9 protein-coding genes are annotated in these 16,092 nt (G+C 48.5%); 2 read left to right on the forward strand and 7 right to left on the reverse strand.

The window, feature by feature from the left end; genetic code table 11:
• The first annotated feature begins 226 nt into the window (after positions 1 to 226).
• Positions 227 to 1,438: a hypothetical protein gene (locus tag WHS46_10810; GenBank protein ID MEJ5349162.1), complete on the forward strand. Its 1,212-nt coding sequence runs from the start codon at positions 227 to 229 to the stop codon at positions 1,436 to 1,438.
• A gap of 11 nt (positions 1,439 to 1,449) precedes the next feature.
• On the opposite strand, the gene WHS46_10815 is transcribed toward WHS46_10810, so the two are convergent.
• The gene (locus WHS46_10815) at positions 1,450 to 3,762 is read right to left on the reverse strand and encodes an alpha-amylase family protein (protein ID MEJ5349163.1); all 2,313 of its coding nucleotides are present in this window, start codon (positions 3,760 to 3,762) and stop codon (positions 1,450 to 1,452) included.
• A 303-nt stretch (positions 3,763 to 4,065) separates the two neighbouring features.
• Between WHS46_10815 and WHS46_10820 the strand changes: the two genes are divergently transcribed.
• Positions 4,066 to 5,454, forward strand: coding sequence for a hypothetical protein (locus tag WHS46_10820; GenBank protein MEJ5349164.1), 1,389 nt, complete (start codon positions 4,066 to 4,068; stop codon positions 5,452 to 5,454).
• Positions 5,455 to 5,519: 65 nt separating this feature from the next.
• On the opposite strand, the gene WHS46_10825 is transcribed toward WHS46_10820, so the two are convergent.
• From WHS46_10825 to WHS46_10850, 6 genes are all read right to left on the reverse strand, one after another.
• Entirely contained in the window at positions 5,520 to 6,575 is a 1,056-nt protein-coding gene (locus tag WHS46_10825) for a glycosyltransferase (GenBank protein ID MEJ5349165.1), read from the reverse strand.
• 746 nt (positions 6,576 to 7,321) lie between these two features.
• On the reverse strand, positions 7,322 to 10,051 hold the full coding sequence (locus tag WHS46_10830; GenBank protein ID MEJ5349166.1) for a hypothetical protein: 2,730 nt from the start codon (positions 10,049 to 10,051) through the stop codon (positions 7,322 to 7,324).
• Positions 10,052 to 10,102: 51 nt separating this feature from the next.
• Positions 10,103 to 11,401: a glycosyltransferase family 4 protein gene (locus WHS46_10835; GenBank protein ID MEJ5349167.1), complete on the reverse strand. Its 1,299-nt coding sequence runs from the start codon at positions 11,399 to 11,401 to the stop codon at positions 10,103 to 10,105.
• The gene (asnB, locus tag WHS46_10840) at positions 11,316 to 13,193 is read right to left on the reverse strand and encodes an asparagine synthase (glutamine-hydrolyzing) (GenBank protein ID MEJ5349168.1); all 1,878 of its coding nucleotides are present in this window, start codon (positions 13,191 to 13,193) and stop codon (positions 11,316 to 11,318) included. Before asnB ends, WHS46_10835 begins: the two co-directional genes overlap by 86 nt.
• A gap of 58 nt (positions 13,194 to 13,251) precedes the next feature.
• Positions 13,252 to 15,123 carry an asparagine synthase-related protein gene (locus tag WHS46_10845; GenBank protein MEJ5349169.1) on the reverse strand — a complete coding sequence of 624 codons (1,872 nt, stop codon included), beginning with the start codon at positions 15,121 to 15,123 and terminating at the stop codon, positions 13,252 to 13,254.
• A gap of 21 nt (positions 15,124 to 15,144) precedes the next feature.
• Positions 15,145 to 16,086 carry a sulfotransferase domain-containing protein gene (locus WHS46_10850; GenBank protein ID MEJ5349170.1) on the reverse strand — a complete coding sequence of 314 codons (942 nt, stop codon included), beginning with the start codon at positions 16,084 to 16,086 and terminating at the stop codon, positions 15,145 to 15,147.
• Positions 16,087 to 16,092 lie beyond the last annotated feature (6 nt).

Genomic DNA, 16,092 nt, shown 5'->3' on the forward strand with positions numbered 1-16,092 from the left:
TCGTTAGGCGGCTTTATGCCCATTTGACAAAGAACCACGGCTTAGCCTTTTTCGAAGCAAACTGATGCGACAAGGAGATATTATGAGGCCTTTTAGATATATACTTATTAGCATAACGATATGTTCTGTTATGATATTCATGCCACAGTACCACGGACATGCAGCCACTCTGACGCTAAGCTGGGACCCAAGTCCCAGCCAGGATGTTGCAGGATATATAGTTTATGTGGGATACGAACCGCACCAATACGCATATCGTGTGGACGTCGGCAAAACGACAACAGTAACGTTATCCAATCTCCCTGACGGTTCCACACTCTACTTTGCTGCTACTGCCTATAATACCCATGGAGAAGAAAGTACCTATTCCGAACAAATTATCTACCGTACACTGGGTGATTCACTTGTCACTTCGAGGGAGAAACAGAGACTGCACTATTTCTCAAGTATTGGTGGAAGTGAACAGCAAAACGCAAAGGATGGATCTGCGACGACCTCCGTCGACTTCATACAGGACAGCAAGCACGTTAATGAAGCCGCTTACGGTGGTGCCAGCAGTCATACATCCAATTTTTCTGACAATTGGATTGTCTTCGACCTTCTGTCGAAAACCGGGCTTCCTATCACGTCATCATCTCTTGAAATCGGTATTGTGACCGTCAATGATGCCGGCGTGGACGTTTTCTTGAATGGGGACTTTCAAGACCCTGTAATGGTAGCTTTCCCCATTAGCCGAAACGACAGTGACCCATTTTCGGTGCGTATTGAAATGCTACAAGACAATAAGGCTAGGCTCCGGCTCGTTGAATGGGATTCCAAGGATGGATGGCATGATGATGAGGATGTGGCTTATATCGCCGTGGAAGCAGGACACCACCACTTTCAAGAAGGGTTACATTTAGAAGCAGCAAAGATTGGTATCAAAACGCCTCCACCCCTTGTTGCTGTAAGCTTTTCAGAGAGTTTTGAGAACATTCCCGTAGTCTTTGCACAGGTTTGTGATCAGGGAGTCCCTACCGGCTCATCTTTTATTCAAGTCTTCAGCGTCAGCAATGATGGGTTTATGCTCCTTTTCGAGGATTCTTTGAAAGGTCATGGACAACAACCCGAAGGGACCGCCGTTGCCGTCTGCTATTTGGCGATCGAGCCTGTGAGCACAAACATCGGTGGAGTCCCTTTCGAGGTCGATCATTCGTCAATGTCCTCATATTCGACGACTCAAGACATACCTTTTTATTCTGAAGGAATGCAACGCCCCTTGATCTTTTTTATTATGCCTCAACAGTTTATCAGTCGCCCTCATCCTATGATTATGGCAGAATATTCTAGTTTTGGTCATGGGCACATCACTCTTTACGCAGAAGGACAAGAAGACGCGCAAGAGCCTCTACCAGAATTCCCTGTGGGAATAGGTTATTTTGCCGTTGGAGCCTGGTAAAATTTTCATCCTTATTCAATAACCTCACGGGTTATCTCAAAGACGGAGGCCTCCCACGGTTTGAATTGGATATCAAAGCAAGAGTCCAGACCTAAGTCCCGATTTGAACGGAGATCAAGGAGGTGCACCTTGTTCGCAAACTTCATTCTAACCGTAACGGGATTGCCGGTCACGCCTTCTGCCTGATCATACACTTTGAACCTTGGCTTATCAGGTTCAGCGGTGGGATTTTTGACGAGCGCTAAATAGATACGACTTCCTTTCTTCCAAAAAAGACTTTCGATCATATGGACCGATGAGCCGTTTTCGTATACCGAAACACGAGGTTCCAATCCGGCCTCTTGCAAAATTCCCCGTACAAGTGCGCGCCACGTGCGCCCAAAGGTTCCAAAACGTCTTTCAGGAGCCCAGTACTCCACTGGAGTAAGATTCAAGTAAAAGGCCTTGCCTTGCCCATACGGAGATGAAACAAACACCGAAGCTTTTCGTAGGGGATCGACAGGGTCGTGCACCACGATCGCCTTCTGCTCTTTTAGATGATGTATTCCCCTCTCGTAGACCACTATTCCCTCGTAACGCAAAGCTCCAGCGTAATTACCGAGCCTTTTTAAAAAGGGTTCTTTGTATCTTTCCCCATCGATTTCTGTCACCCCCTTGCCGTTTAAAACCCCCAAATTCCAATCACGGGTGATACCAAAAAGATCGTCTAAAAGTCCTCTGAAGCGCCCTTTCCCATGCTCGTCCAGCACTCCGCAAAGAGCATCAGCGATCAAAACCCCTCCTCTCTCGACGAACTGCCGCAACTCCTTCGCTTCTTTTTCCGACAAACTCATGACACGAGGAAGCACGATCACTTTGAAGCGTTCGGATAAGTTGATCCGGCCGTCTAACACGTCCATGTAGCTGACGAAATCATATTGGTAACCTAGGTCCTCAAGAGTTTTGCACCAAACTTTTCTGAGAACGCCCAAAGTTTGGTTTTCATTGTCTATGGAACCTTTACGAAGGGGCCAAGATTTCCCATGGGTTTCGGCATCCATAGCCCAACCGACCTGGACACTTGGATGTGAATAATAGATACCGATGGGGTCGGGTTCAAACCTGGAGTTGGGCGAGACGAAAGGTTCGCTAACGGGCCCCTGAATTTCCATGAAAAGATCTTTTAGCTGGCGGACATAGGGGGCTATCTGACTGTCTTCAACATGAAACCATCCCTTCGGCCATGCCACAACCGCCTGATTTCCATGCACAAGCGTTCGCCATAAAAACCAAGAGTCCAATTTGAGATTTCCCGTGCTAAAAAAGGTATGCATTCTCAGCTTTCGAGGTTCGTTCCACCATGATCGAAGCAACTCGTCGGCACCGTGGATGTCGTAAGCCTCCATCCACTGTACCGCCCGGCTCAGCAACGCATAGTCGTACCCGCCCCAAGGGCTCGGAGCCTGCCCGCCAACAAAACCAGTGGGTGTTTTGGGATCAAGAACATTTGCGTAGCCAACTAAGTCCCGCAAAACGCAAGCGAACTGAACATCCATGAATTGCCGGAAATCCATCCATGCGGACAAATTCCATGCCCAAATGGGCGTCTGGGCCACTTGTGCGCGCACCTGTTCGAAGCTCCGTGGAAGAACATCGTCAAATTTCGCATAGTTGGTCCCCCATTGATTGTTTAGCGCTTCGATGTTCGGGTACTTGGTCTTGAGCCACTCTCGAAACCATGCGAGCGAAAGAGGATGAAGATCGACATCGCAAGGGCTTGAGAAGCTACCCAGAGAAATCTCGTCGTCCAAGGCATAGGCAAGGACAAATCCATGTCGCGTAACCTCGATGTTCTCTCTCATCACTTCCCGCATCGCCTGGATTGTTTTCGGGTCCGCAAGGCTGTGCGGGCGCACGCTGAGTTCTTTTTTCCCGATGACCTCCGCACGATTTTTCCCAGTGAGGTAGAGGAAACCTTTTCCGGCAACGTGACCGACGTAGTAAGGAAATTGCCGTTCCAATGAGAGCTGGACTTTTCTTTCCTCTTTGGCACCGCGGTCTATTTGAAAGCCGCCCAATCCTAGCTCTTGATAAAGAGGGAAGTCATCCAGTACGTCTGTTTGGAACGGCCAGACCAGAATCTTAAATCTTCTCCAGTCGGGGTGCTGAACAATGTGTGGTACCGGGGACGATAATTCAAAGCATGACGGGTCTGCTGCGAATCCGACCTCAGTCTTTGTATAAAGTACCCCCAGCATGCTCCAGAGGGCTATAGCGACCAACATCTGTCCCCTTTTGACAGGTTTCTCTGTCTTTTCTTCACATCGTGAAGAAAAAATGTTCACGGCTCCTTGCAACAAGATCATGCTGTGGAAAACGAATACTCAGGGTCGTTACGCTGTTGAACACGTTTCACACGCAAAAACTTATGCGAAAAAGACTTGATCATTTCAAAAATTTCGCCGACAGTGATTGCGAAAAGCATTCGTTTCCAATAGACAACAAGCACTTGATTCGCAGGTGTAATGCCTGCAGGCAATACGGTCTTTCCCTGGAGGGCTGGAATTCCGACACCGACTAACCGCTACCCCGATTTCCAAGCCCTCGCCATAATTTCTTGTTTTGACCTCCATAGGAGGAGAGTGAGGATGCACCAATTTAGCCCTCAAAAGAAACAAAAAAACCGGCCTCATTCCCCATCCTCCATCCCGCCGACCTTGACGGCGATTCTATGCCTTTTTATTGTGGGGATTCTTCCAGATTTGGTTTTCTGTCAGTGCCGCTACACAATCACTAAGTACCACCAAGGATCAGAAGCTCACAAGATGAGTATCATTTGGTTCCCAAGTGGATTTGCTCCTTCGCATCGAAGTCTATTCCTTCAGAAAGCCGTTCAGCAGACAAACGATATGTTCGGTCTCGGCGGAGTCACCGAAGGCAATAACTGGTTCCAAGATCACAGGAATTACTTTGACGTTTTCATTCTTACAGATGACAATGGTAGATGTGATGTGCCTGTTTGGGATAAGGACAGACAAGTAAAAACAAAAGACGAAATCGTTATACTAATCAACAACGTTATAAGCCAGCTGGGACTTCAAAAATGCGATTTTATCCCGGTCAAAAAAACATGGGCTGCTGCTCTCGCATGTCTGGTCTTTCCTTATTGCATCATCGACCGCGACCCCATAACCGGTGGGAACACGACCCACTCAGTCGGTGAGAGAAGTGCTGCCTGGTTCTACATTGGAAGGACGGCCAATCGCTACGAAGGGCCTCATGAATTCGTTCATCAAGGTTGGTTCCATCAAGACGTGCTTTGTGATACCTACACTAAGGGGCCCCCATGCATTGGTTCTAGTCGTTGTCTTAACCTGGACGGTATTAAAAGCCATCGCAAATGGAGGGACACTAAAGGGTGGAATGTTCCCCAGTCTTTACTGGCCCATTGGCCTCCTGAACCTGTAGAAGGAGGCAGATACTGTTCTAGAGGTGTGTGGAGATCTTCGGCGGCAGATATTACTGATGGCGGTAAGACCGTTCATTTCGACGCGCTCGGCTATGAAGCAATGAACAGGGCCTGGAGAAAACGCTACACGGCCGCTGGTTTCTTTTTCGGATCACAGGCCCTAGAATATACGAACCCGTCCATTGTATGTAACATAATCAAGGACCAGGTCATCTCAGGAAATTATAATATAGAATGTCAAGCTTTAGATTCCTCTGGTATTCAAATGGTTGAGTTCTTTATCGCTCCAGAGGGAACAAACCTACAAATTTTAGAAATCGATTTTGCTCCGCCCTTTACCTGGCTCCTAGAGGCTGATCACTTTCAGGAAGGCTTCTACTACCTGAGAGCTATCGCCTGGGACCGGGCATGGAACTGGTCTCAGTACAACGTAAGATTTTACCTTAAACCCACCCGGTCACACGGAATCCAACCGAAAGCTACTCCAGAAAAACAAAAGGAAACCTCCAATTCGCGTCCGGAACACCCAAAAAATCTCAGGGTGCTTGAAAATCTTCGCAGTGATTGATGTTAAAAGGCCGTTAGCTTACTTTCTTACCTCATGTACCAGGTGTTTTCTCAGCACCGCAATCCTCACCCGGTATTCAGTCCAACGACTCTCAGATAAACCTCTTCATAGGAATGCACCATCTTATAAACGCCAAAAGACTCAACTGCTCTCCGCCTGCCGGCTTCCCCGTGAGCCCTTCTCAACTGGGGCTCGCGCCAGTACCGCACAAGGATCCTCGCAAGACCGTCCACATCTCTTGGAAGAAAAAGAGTTCCGTTCACACCGTCTTGAACCAACTCTGGATTCCCCCCGACGTTCGTGGCAACTACAGCAAGGCCCGTAGCCATAGCCTCGAGAATCGTGTTGGAAATACCCTCGTTCAATGAAGGAAGGACGAACACATCTAAGCACCGGAGTAGTTCCGGCACATCCAGTCTATTTCCAAGAAAGACTACTCCATCCGGGGCCGCTTTCTCTAGTCGAATTCTCTCACTCCCTTCACCCACAACCAACAAGATCGAGCCAGGAATCTCATATCGAATCTTCAAAAAAGCATTTAAAAGGGTTGCATGATTTTTGATAGGGTCCAACCGCCCGACAGTTCCTATTATATATTGATCTATAGGTAAGTTGAGCCGTCGACGCTGATCTTTCACATTCTCTGATGGCTTATACTTTTGGGTATCTACTCCATTATAAATCTGATTGATAGGCCTATGAACCTTTACCTTATTTTGAAGCCACTCCTTGATTTGCCTTGAAACGCAGGTGTATTCGCGTACCCAACGAGAAAACAGTCGGCGAAGAAACACCCGCCTGGTTTTCACACCGTAGGGATCTTCATAGCTCCATCCGTGTTCGCCGTGAACGACTGTGCGAATGCCCGCAAGTCTCGCGGCGACAACACCATCGAGCCCGCCCCAATTGCGGGTGTGAACCACATCCGGCTGCAAGCTTTTCAGGCAACGTGCGAGATTGAGGATAAATCCGAGTGAATTTCCTGGCGGCTTGTGCAGGGATAGGACGGGGATTCCCTGCGGAAGTAGAAGTTCACTTTCACCTGAATCTTGTAGGCAAACAATTCGGTGCTTAAACAAGCGTCTCCCCTGTGCAATAAGCGTAGCGATTCCCTTTTCCATACCTCCCGTTCCAAAGGAATGCACAATGTGGACGACAGAAACCGTTCTGGTGTTTTGGAAACTCATGGTTGGTCTCGCAGGATTCCCGATCAAGTTTCCAGAGGCGGCAACTCAAAACCTTCAACTAGGGAAGAGGTCCGACAGAACACTACATTTGTCTCGTAAATCGGAAAAATTCCGTTTAACGATTTCCATTTTAAGTACGATCAATATACTCCCTCATCCATAATTCAAGTGTCATCAATCCCCACAACAATCGATCGTGATTGATATTATTGCCGGCATGTTGGCTCAACAGATTGCTTACATCATATTTATTCCATATCCCCCTTTGCAAACTTCGCGAGTCAAGGAGACGCTCGTGAGCGTCTTTTCTCAGATCATGAGTTAACCCCAATGCTGTCGGCTGACTGAATCCCTTTGTGTTCCTCCTGTTTTGAACCAGCTTTGGAATCTGTCTCTGGAAAGACCTTCGATCTATAATTATTTTTCCCATCTTTTGTCATAGAAACCTACCAACTTATATTAAGCCGGAATTCAAAAGGCGAGTTCTGCGAGGCGAAAATCAGCGAACGGTATTCCGTCAGCCATGCTCATTTTCTCCTTTTTGAGCAAGAAATCTTCTGATAAATTTTTACGGAGGTATATCATCGTGGTCCACAATCTTCACTTTCTCCTTTTTGAACAAGATATGTTCTTATAGATAGCTGCTGCGTTGCCCTCATCATCAATGTGGAGCGCCGAGTTCATTCTGTTCGAATTTTTAGATTTTGTGGTGGGGCTGGACTCCGGGATTCATCAAGACTCTTGAGGCTCACCTGTACTGTGTTGGACATTCCCGAAACAGCGCCATCGGATCCCAAAGACTTTACAGCAAACCAATACTGTCGGGCCGTGCCGGGATAAGGCAAAATGTAAGTGTACATGTGCCCGGCACTTCCTGCACGTGGCAAGGCATCATATCGGTTAATCGCCGGTTCAGCGCTCCAAAAGTTCATAAATATTCCTATATCGTCTGGAATAGTAATACTTTCTTTAATAGGTTTATCAGAATATTTAATATAATAACGATGAGCATTTGGGGGATTCGTCCATTGAAGACGTACCCTTCCATCTTTATCCACGGTCGCTTTCAAGTCGTTGATCACCGATGGTCCCCTTTCCAAAGGGGCTTTCTCTCGCAGAAAGTCGTAAACCCCCAGAATGGGGCTTGGGCTATCCCCAGTGTTCGCGTGCAACCGTCCACCCTTGAGTAGAACTGTGCGGTCAATGGCTTTCAATGTATCGAGAAAAAGCGGATCACGGTAGTGAATATAAGAGAGAGAGAGAAGACTGCTGATCCGCCAATCCCTCCAATCGCGACATTCAGTTTTCTCCTGCCCCTCGTATATAGAACAGTCGCAAGTCGCCGTCGGGGATCTCGCCGCTTTGGCTCTCTCTTCCTGGAGCTTTTGGAGATTGATTGGCGACTCGTAGAGCACAGCATAGCAAGAATTAATGAAGGGCTCTCGAAGGGCATAACGCGTTATGCCGTAGATCATATCCACGCAGCGAAGATCTCCAGTGAGCTTGTAGCTTTCCTCCAAACCTTCGGCCAGATAGGCCAGCATGAAAACCTTCTCAAAACCCTCAGGATACTTCTCAGAAACGTTTGGAATATAATAACCTCTATCCTTATTAATGGTGTTCCAGATAAAGTTTATATAATCTCGAATACTGTTGAGAATGAATGGCCGTTCGAGAAGTCGATAAGAATCGGCAAGGACGGATTGGGGCAAAGCGTCGACCCTGGTTTCTGGAACTTTTCCTTCCGAGCGCCGCTGCACCCAGGCCTGAACCCAAGAGGCTAGTTTATCAACAGCGTCATAAGCCAAAAGGTCCCCAAACAGCCGGTACCCATCGTGAAGCTCACGGCAGGTCAAGTGTTCCATATTCCAAGGCATTAGTCCATGATGCGCACTTTTTTCCGTATAGGATCCGGGCTCTCGTAAAGGACAGCAGTAGCAGTTTCGCCTAAGAAGATAGGCATCCTCCGGAAACTTGTAATGATCTACCCATGCAGGAGTAAGCCCGGCGGATCCACGCATGAAAAGCCATATCTTTTTAGCCTCGTAAGGATCTCCAGTTTTTATAAAATTATCCATAGGAAAGTGATGATATCGTCGACGGATGGGATCCAGCCAGTATGTCCCCCATTTATGCCAACCATATTCCTGTCTTCCCAGGGCTTGGGGGTCCGGCTGATCTCTTAATTCCGTTTTTTCACTCAGATACCCCACGGCCCCTGTCTGCCTATACCAATCCAAACCGCAATGGATAGTTAAAGGAAAGTTAAAGACAAGCGCATCAGCTTCCTTGATGGGACGGTAAAAGAAGGCCAAATCATGAGCTTTCCTTTGCATGTCGTCCAACCAATGGACGCCGCCGTGGGCCTTCCAGTACTGAGGCCACAAGCGCACACGAATCCGGTCTGCCTCAACTTCCACAGCCTTTGGAAACTGCTGCCAAAAATCGCGAGTAACCACTCCATGGTCACCCAACCGTACCCATCCAATCGCCTGCTCTCCTCTAGCAAGCTCCCGCTTTCCGGACTGCACAATATAGCCCTTGAAGGCTGGGTAGCCTAAATCTGATATAGGCGAATACGATGGCACATAAGCTCCTGTTTTATCCCCCCACTCACCCTGTTTGTCCCACCGATCCGTCCCGCTTGAGTCCTGGTAAAGATAGACGCTTTTTCCTTTTTCGATGACGCCATGATACCTTTTCCCCCTGTCTCCACCAATCTCGAACTCTTTGCCACTTCGGCGCCAGAGCACAGAAAAATCTTTAAAAAACAAAGGTCCGGAAGGAGTTCTCGGTGTGTTCTTAAGGACAACGGTCACATCAATTCGATCGCCGCCGGCATAGGCATAGAGCCAGGCAATGTAACCGATTTGTCCTGGCTTCGAATCGGTTTCAAACTTGACACAGCAACGCACAGGACCGTCTTCGATGATAGAGCGAACCCCTTCGGTTCTGTGCAATACGGTACCATCCGGCAAAACCATTTCGAAATCGATTTCGTCCCAGAGCTTATAAACGTCTTCCAAGGATGCTGCTCTGGCCGGCGAGGGATTGACACCCCTTCCTAGACGGTACGTCACGTTTTCATTAGGTGGAACGTCGGCCAGGAATGTAACCAATAGCCATTTGACAGAACCATCCTGACCGTGGTCGACCCATCGTTCTAAAATTTTAAACTGAGATGGAACAGGGTTTCCAGAAGGGTCGTAAACTACGATTCCAACAGGTTGGTCGAGCACTCCTTGGGGGAATGGAATACCAAACGAAACAGGGGAACCCGTCCGTTGAACCCCCGAGACATCACGAATATTCAGTGGAATGTCTAGAGCCGTGGAATGCCCGGAAGTCGTAACGCAGGGAAAAATCACCCACATGAAAAGTAAAGCTATTCTTAGTGTGGTAACTCGCATTTATTACCCTTTTTATTATAGTTCTACGCCGACATTCGACAATCCGGAAGATTATATTCGTGAGGATTTTCGGGTTAAAACGTCTACAAACACGCGGTCCACATCTTTGGCTACTTCCATCCAGGACCGATGAACTACATGATTGCGAATCTTGACGTGGTCCCATTCGGTACGTAGAGCATCCCGAAGGGCCTGAGCGATGGCGTCCGTCGTGCGCTCAACAAGCATGCCAACAGCCGGGTTCGTGAGAATCTCCGGGGCTCCATACACATTGGTAGCGACAACCGGACACCCACAGGCCAAGGCCTCCATGATCACATTCGCCCAGCCCTCTCGCTCACTCGCCAAGCAAAATACATCTGCTGCACTATACCAGTAGGCAAGCTCCTGGTTTGGCCTTTCTCCTACGAGCTCCACTTGCTTTGAAATGCCTAGATCTTCCGCCAAATCAGTCAGCGGCCCGCGCATTGGGCCTTCTCCAACTAAGTAGAGTCGCAACCGGCTCGGCCTATTCCCCCATTGAGCGACAGCTTTCATCAGTAAATGAAATCCTTTACGCGGAATGAGGCTACCAACCGAGAGAATCATCATAGCATCGCCTGGGACGCCCAGTCGGCTGCGGGCGACTTCTTTCGGGACGGGTGAAAACCACAAGGGATCAACCCCGTTTGGAATTACGTTGATTTTTTCAGAAGGAATACCTAAGGCCACCATCTCCCTTTTCAGGGCCTCACACACCGAGATGACGGCGTCCGCATTCCTTAGGGCATAGCGAATCTGAGGACGAACAAGGGGAAAACGAGCAAACTGGTTGATGTCAGAACCTCTTGCCGAAAGCACAACCGGTTTCCGAAAGTATTTTGCCAATAGAACGGCCGCAAGACCATCCGGATAGATGTAGTGTCCGTCAATAAGATCGAAAGGAAAAACCTTTTGGATGTTCCGAGCCAAGGGCAACGTTGCGGCAAAAAGTAAATAAGCATGGAAGAGCATGCTCAACTTGGGAATAAGAGGGTACTTGGGATGATGAACTGAAACGCCCTCCATGTGCTCGACCCGCGGGATTCGAGAATATGTGTGCCAAGGCTCCAGACGAAACCAGGAGGGGCAATAGGGTACTGGAGCGATGACACATATTTCCCGTCCAGGAAGTCGAGCAAAATGGCACATCCTCTGCTTAACAAAAATAGCCGCATTGGGACGTTCCGAATTCGGAAAAAGTGTCGTGTAGACAAGGACACGCATAGGGTCAAGTGTCTCGCTATTAGAGATGCCGGCGAGCCCAAAGCTCGAACATGAATAAAGCCCACAGTGGCTGCGAGTGGTTTGCCAGCCCGTCACGATGGGCATTCCATAAGCGTCTCAATACCTTTTGGTTGAGAAGGTTACGAGAGCGGGCGTCCCCATCGCAAAGCGTCTCCTGCACCCGATGACGAAGCTCCGCTCGTAGCCATTCGCGCACGGGCATGGAGAACCCCATTTTTGGTCTGAAGATCACCGAAGGGGGAAGATGGTGGGCTGCGACCTTCTTTAAGATGTACTTCCCCGCTCGATTTCTCAGCTTGAAACGGGGAGGAATATGGGCCGCCAGTTCTACAAGCTTATGGTCGAGCAATGGAGCTCTCACTTCTAGAGAGTTGGCCATGCTCGCGCGATCCACTTTAGTGAGAATATCTTCTGGAAGATAGGTTTTAAAATCAATATATTGAGCCCGCGAAACGGCATCAAGTCCACGGCATCGCTCCAGTAAGGAGCGAAAAATGTCATAAGTATCGTAGTCCTTCAATTCTCGATGCACATCCCCGCTGATAAGTTTCTTTTTCATTTCGGGCGTCATGAAGGATACAGAACGAAAGTACCCTTCCACCGGATCTCGTGCCACATTCCCCAAAAAGGTTTTCGCCCTCAAAGGTTGGGGAAGCCAATCGGCTTTTGGATAAATCTCTGCCAGACCTCGTAAACAATAACGACGTATGGGATCAGGAATCACTAAACGCACCAAATCTTCCAGATACTCGAACAAATAGCGTCGATATCCCGCGAAATTCTCGTCCCCTCCGTCTCCTGATAGACATACAGTGACAGTCTTTCGTGCCATCTGACACACATAAAAAGTCGGCACAGCCGAGGCGTCTGCAAAAGGCTCATCGAAATGCCAGGCCAACTTTTCAGTCACGTGGGAAATGTTCGGGGAAACAACGTATTCATGGTGCTGGGTGTGATAGAGCTGAGCCACCTCTCTCGCGTATTCCAATTCGTCGTAGCTTCGAACAGAAAAACCGATGCTGTTTGTAATAACCGATGACCTCGAACATTTCGTCATCAATGCCACAATCAGGCTCGAATCGATTCCTCCACTCAAAAAAGCCCCCAAAGGAACTTCGCTGACAAGACGTAATCGCACCGATTCCAATAAATTTTCATAGAGAAGCTTTGACCACTCCTTTTCTGACAGATTCTCTTCTGGAGAAAATTCCAGGTCCCAATACTCTCGAACCACTACGCCCTTAAGGGAACACATGAGATAATGGGCGGCGGGAAGTTTATTGACCGCTTGGAAAATAGTCTTAGGGGCAGGCACGTAGCCAAGAGAAAGGTAGTCAGAAAATGCATGTAGGTCGATGTCTTTTTGGAAATGAGGCAAAACCATCAGAGCCTTGATTTCCGAGGCGAATGCAAAGGTGGACCCCATCACGGCATAGTATAAAGGCTTTTTACCGAGTCGATCTCGAGCGAGAAAAAGTGTGCGCTCTCGAGCATCCCATATGGCAAACGCAAACATGCCGCGGAGTTTTTCAAGGCAGGCTTCTCCCCACTCTTCAAAAGCATGAAGAATGACCTCTGTATCCGTAAGCGTTTTGAAAACATGACCTCTCGCGGCAAGATGGGGGCGCAGCTCTTTAAAGTTGTAAACCTCCCCGTTGAAAACGATCACTTTGCTGCCATCTTCATTGGCAATCGGTTGTCGGCCGGTGTGTAAGTCGATGATGCTCAACCGCCGATGGGCAAGACCTAGAGGACCCTCCAGATAATACCCTTCTTCGTCCGGTCCACGATGCACGAGCGTCTCGTTCATCGCCACAAGAAGCTCACGCTTGATCGGTGCGCCATCGATGTCAAAAAGCCCGCAAATTCCACACATACAAATACCTTTCACCGGCGGAACCGCATGTCACTTTGGTTTGAGCCATGCACGCCTGTCACTCATCTACGAATTGACGGTGCCACAGTTCAAGGGTGAGCAAAGAGATCATCGTTGCTTCCGAACCGCTGGCATAGTCCGTTTGTCCCGCCAGGAAAGCCTCAACCATCTTATGGACAAAACCAGGATTGAAATACCCCCGTTGCAGAGTTCGCCGATCGAGTAATACGTCCCTTACATAGGAAGAAAGGCGATGCATTAACCATTCCCCGATGGGCATGGCAAAACCTTGCTTAGGCTTGATCAATGTCCTTTCGGGAAGCAAAGATCCGAATGCACGGCGCATAATCACTTTTCTTTCATTGCCATTGATTTTCAGTTCCTCTGGAAGAGCGGCGACGAACTCAACAAGGTCGCGATCATGGAAGGGGCTGACAGCATTGAGGCCATTAGCCGTGCACATTCGATCCACCTTGACCATGAGATCAAACGGTGCATACGAAAACATGTCAAAGTATAGAATCTTGTTCAGAAGGCTTTCCTCACGGACTTCGGCAAACAGAGTCCTCGCGTGTTCCAACGGGTCGAATCTTTTTTCCATCTCCAGCATGTCTTTGCTATACAAGGCCCTCTTGAGAAGAGGAGGCACCGGCATTGAGAGCAGCACTCTCTGTTCTTCCAGCGGGAAGCATTCCCGATATAGACGCCGTTTAATGCGATCAGCAAAACGACGTCCCTCTGTCTTTAAGGGAAGCTTCCTCGCCAGTGACTGAGCCACTTTGCCACGAAACAAACGTTTGTAGGCTCCCTCCTGGGCGGCACGGCGAAGCGCGAAAACCTGATGCCCTGAACCTCCAATCAACTGGTCCGGAAAATCCCCGGTTAACACAGTCGAAACGTGCTGCCGGGCCAACTGTGCAGCAAAAAAAGATGGAACGGCGGATGTGTCTGCAAAAGGGGATTCATGATGCAAGACAATCCTTTCAAGAAGCGCAGGAAAATCCTTGTTGAAGTCCACCTGCACGGTATGCATTGACAACTGAAGGTGCTCTGCCACAAGGCGAGCATCTTCAGTTTCGTCGTAGGCTTTCTCTTTAAATCCTGCCGTAAAGACCGGGAACGACGACCCAACACAATCCTTCATGATCGCCGTCAAAACGCTGGTGTCCAAACCACCACTTAAGAAGGCACCCGCGTGCGGATGTTTTTTCAGTCGTCTCATCACGGCACGCCGGGTCAGATCGCTGAAAAGTTTCACCGTCTCTTGATTGTTAACCATCCGCTGGTGAGGTTGAGCATACGTAAACCTCCAGTAGCGTCGCTCCTCTACCCGCTGGTCTTTGACGATAAGAACCCGCCCTGGAAGGAGTTGTCGAATCTCTAAAAAACAAGTCTCAGGCGCTGGGAGGTATCCATAGGAGAGAAATAAGTCCACTCCCTGCAGACTGACATCCCTTGCGCACACTTTGGTTTCTAATATAGATCGAATATTCGTCGAAAAGAGAAATACTCTTTTTTTCGCACAATAATACAACGGCCTGGTCCCAAGACGATCTTTGAAAATAAAAAGAGTTTGACTTTGGTGATCAAAAATGACCAGAATGAAAGATCCATCCAATCTGTGGATAAAGTTTACACCCTCTTTTTCGTACAGATCGGAAATATGACACAGATCATCATTCTGGCTGGATGCGGAGGTGTCAACTCCAGAGATTGAATAAACATGGCCAAAGAGGATATACGTCGCCTTATGGGTCTGCAATGTGGTGCAGGCCAAATCCTTGAATCGTTGCACGCACCCCATGTGCAGCCCCGCCTGAAAAGACAAGCATTTGTGATTTTCAAGGCCCCTTTCATCGCCCCCCAACATCTTTCGAAAGATATCCGCCGAGGCCTCTGGCTGCCCATAGACCCAAGCACCGGTCATCATAGACATTTCCAGTATCCCTTCTTAGCCTAAAGCCAAGTCGGCAAGGGTTGTGTCCGGCCGGATGTGGGGGAAAGGATTTGCGTCGTAAAGGCAATCCAGCTTAAAAAGCCTAAGAATTTCCACACCACGACCGACTTCCTCTTGTGAAAGGCTTCTCGTCCAGCTGCGCACCAGGTCTTCGCCCGTGTAGACGGCGCTATGCTTCTTGCTCATTTTGGAAGGTCTTCGAAGGCGCGATTCTATCAAGCCATGACTCGGTTTCCCCAACCACTTCAAAAGCTTAACCGCCTCCTTCAGGACATTCATACAGAACCACTCATAGAAGCACACATAAACATCCGGATGACCGGCAAACTGTTTCAAAGGAACGTAGTGTTCCACGCACCATGAAAAAACGTACCTTTCAAAATCGCTTCTCGTCCCAAGCATCGGTTCCACATAGGGTTTCAAGTAATCCTCGACCAGTTTCTGATGTCTGCAATACTTCTTAACGCCCGGCCTCCAACCAATTTTCTGCAACGACACAGCCACCGCGAACGGATGTCGAAGCAGCAAAATGACTTTCAATGCTGGAAACCTTTCCTTGAGCCATCCTAACGCCAGGTGTATGCGAATGTCTTTAATCAGTATGTTTTCATAACATATTTTCCTATTGAATCGGTCAATCCACGGGTTTCTTATGCGACCCGTCATAATTCGATCGATCATTACTAGATTCGTCCACGGCACATTGTCTCCAGGCCTTAAATAAGTTTCTGACGATAATTTTTTTAAAGAGGGCACATACCTCGAATAGAAGGGCTCGAACATGTACCTATAATCGTTCCAATAATTAATTATCTCTGAAAGCCACGTCGTCCCGCCCCTAGGAAATCCAGCTAGCAATACCGTCTCTTTGAGACCACTTTGACATCTAAAATGAATCATGCCTCGCAAGACGCCGAAAAGGTCTTGATATTTCATGGGCCA

The sequence above is a fragment of the Desulfosoma sp. genome (genome assembly GCA_037481875.1).
Taxonomy (GTDB): domain Bacteria; phylum Desulfobacterota; class Syntrophobacteria; order Syntrophobacterales; family DSM-9756; genus Desulfosoma.

Coding starts and splice junctions, on each gene's coding strand:
- WHS46_10850 (MEJ5349170.1), bottom strand. CDS start 16,086: ATGAAATATCAAGACCTTTTCGGCGTCTTGCGAGGCATGATTCATTTT.
- WHS46_10820 (MEJ5349164.1), top strand. CDS start 4,066: ATGCACCAATTTAGCCCTCAAAAGAAACAAAAAAACCGGCCTCATTCC.
- WHS46_10845 (MEJ5349169.1), bottom strand. CDS start 15,123: ATGATGACCGGTGCTTGGGTCTATGGGCAGCCAGAGGCCTCGGCGGAT.
- asnB (MEJ5349168.1), bottom strand. CDS start 13,193: ATGTGTGGAATTTGCGGGCTTTTTGACATCGATGGCGCACCGATCAAG.
- WHS46_10830 (MEJ5349166.1), bottom strand. CDS start 10,051: ATGCGAGTTACCACACTAAGAATAGCTTTACTTTTCATGTGGGTGATT.
- WHS46_10835 (MEJ5349167.1), bottom strand. CDS start 11,401: ATGCCCATCGTGACGGGCTGGCAAACCACTCGCAGCCACTGTGGGCTT.
- WHS46_10825 (MEJ5349165.1), bottom strand. CDS start 6,575: ATGGAAAAGGGAATCGCTACGCTTATTGCACAGGGGAGACGCTTGTTT.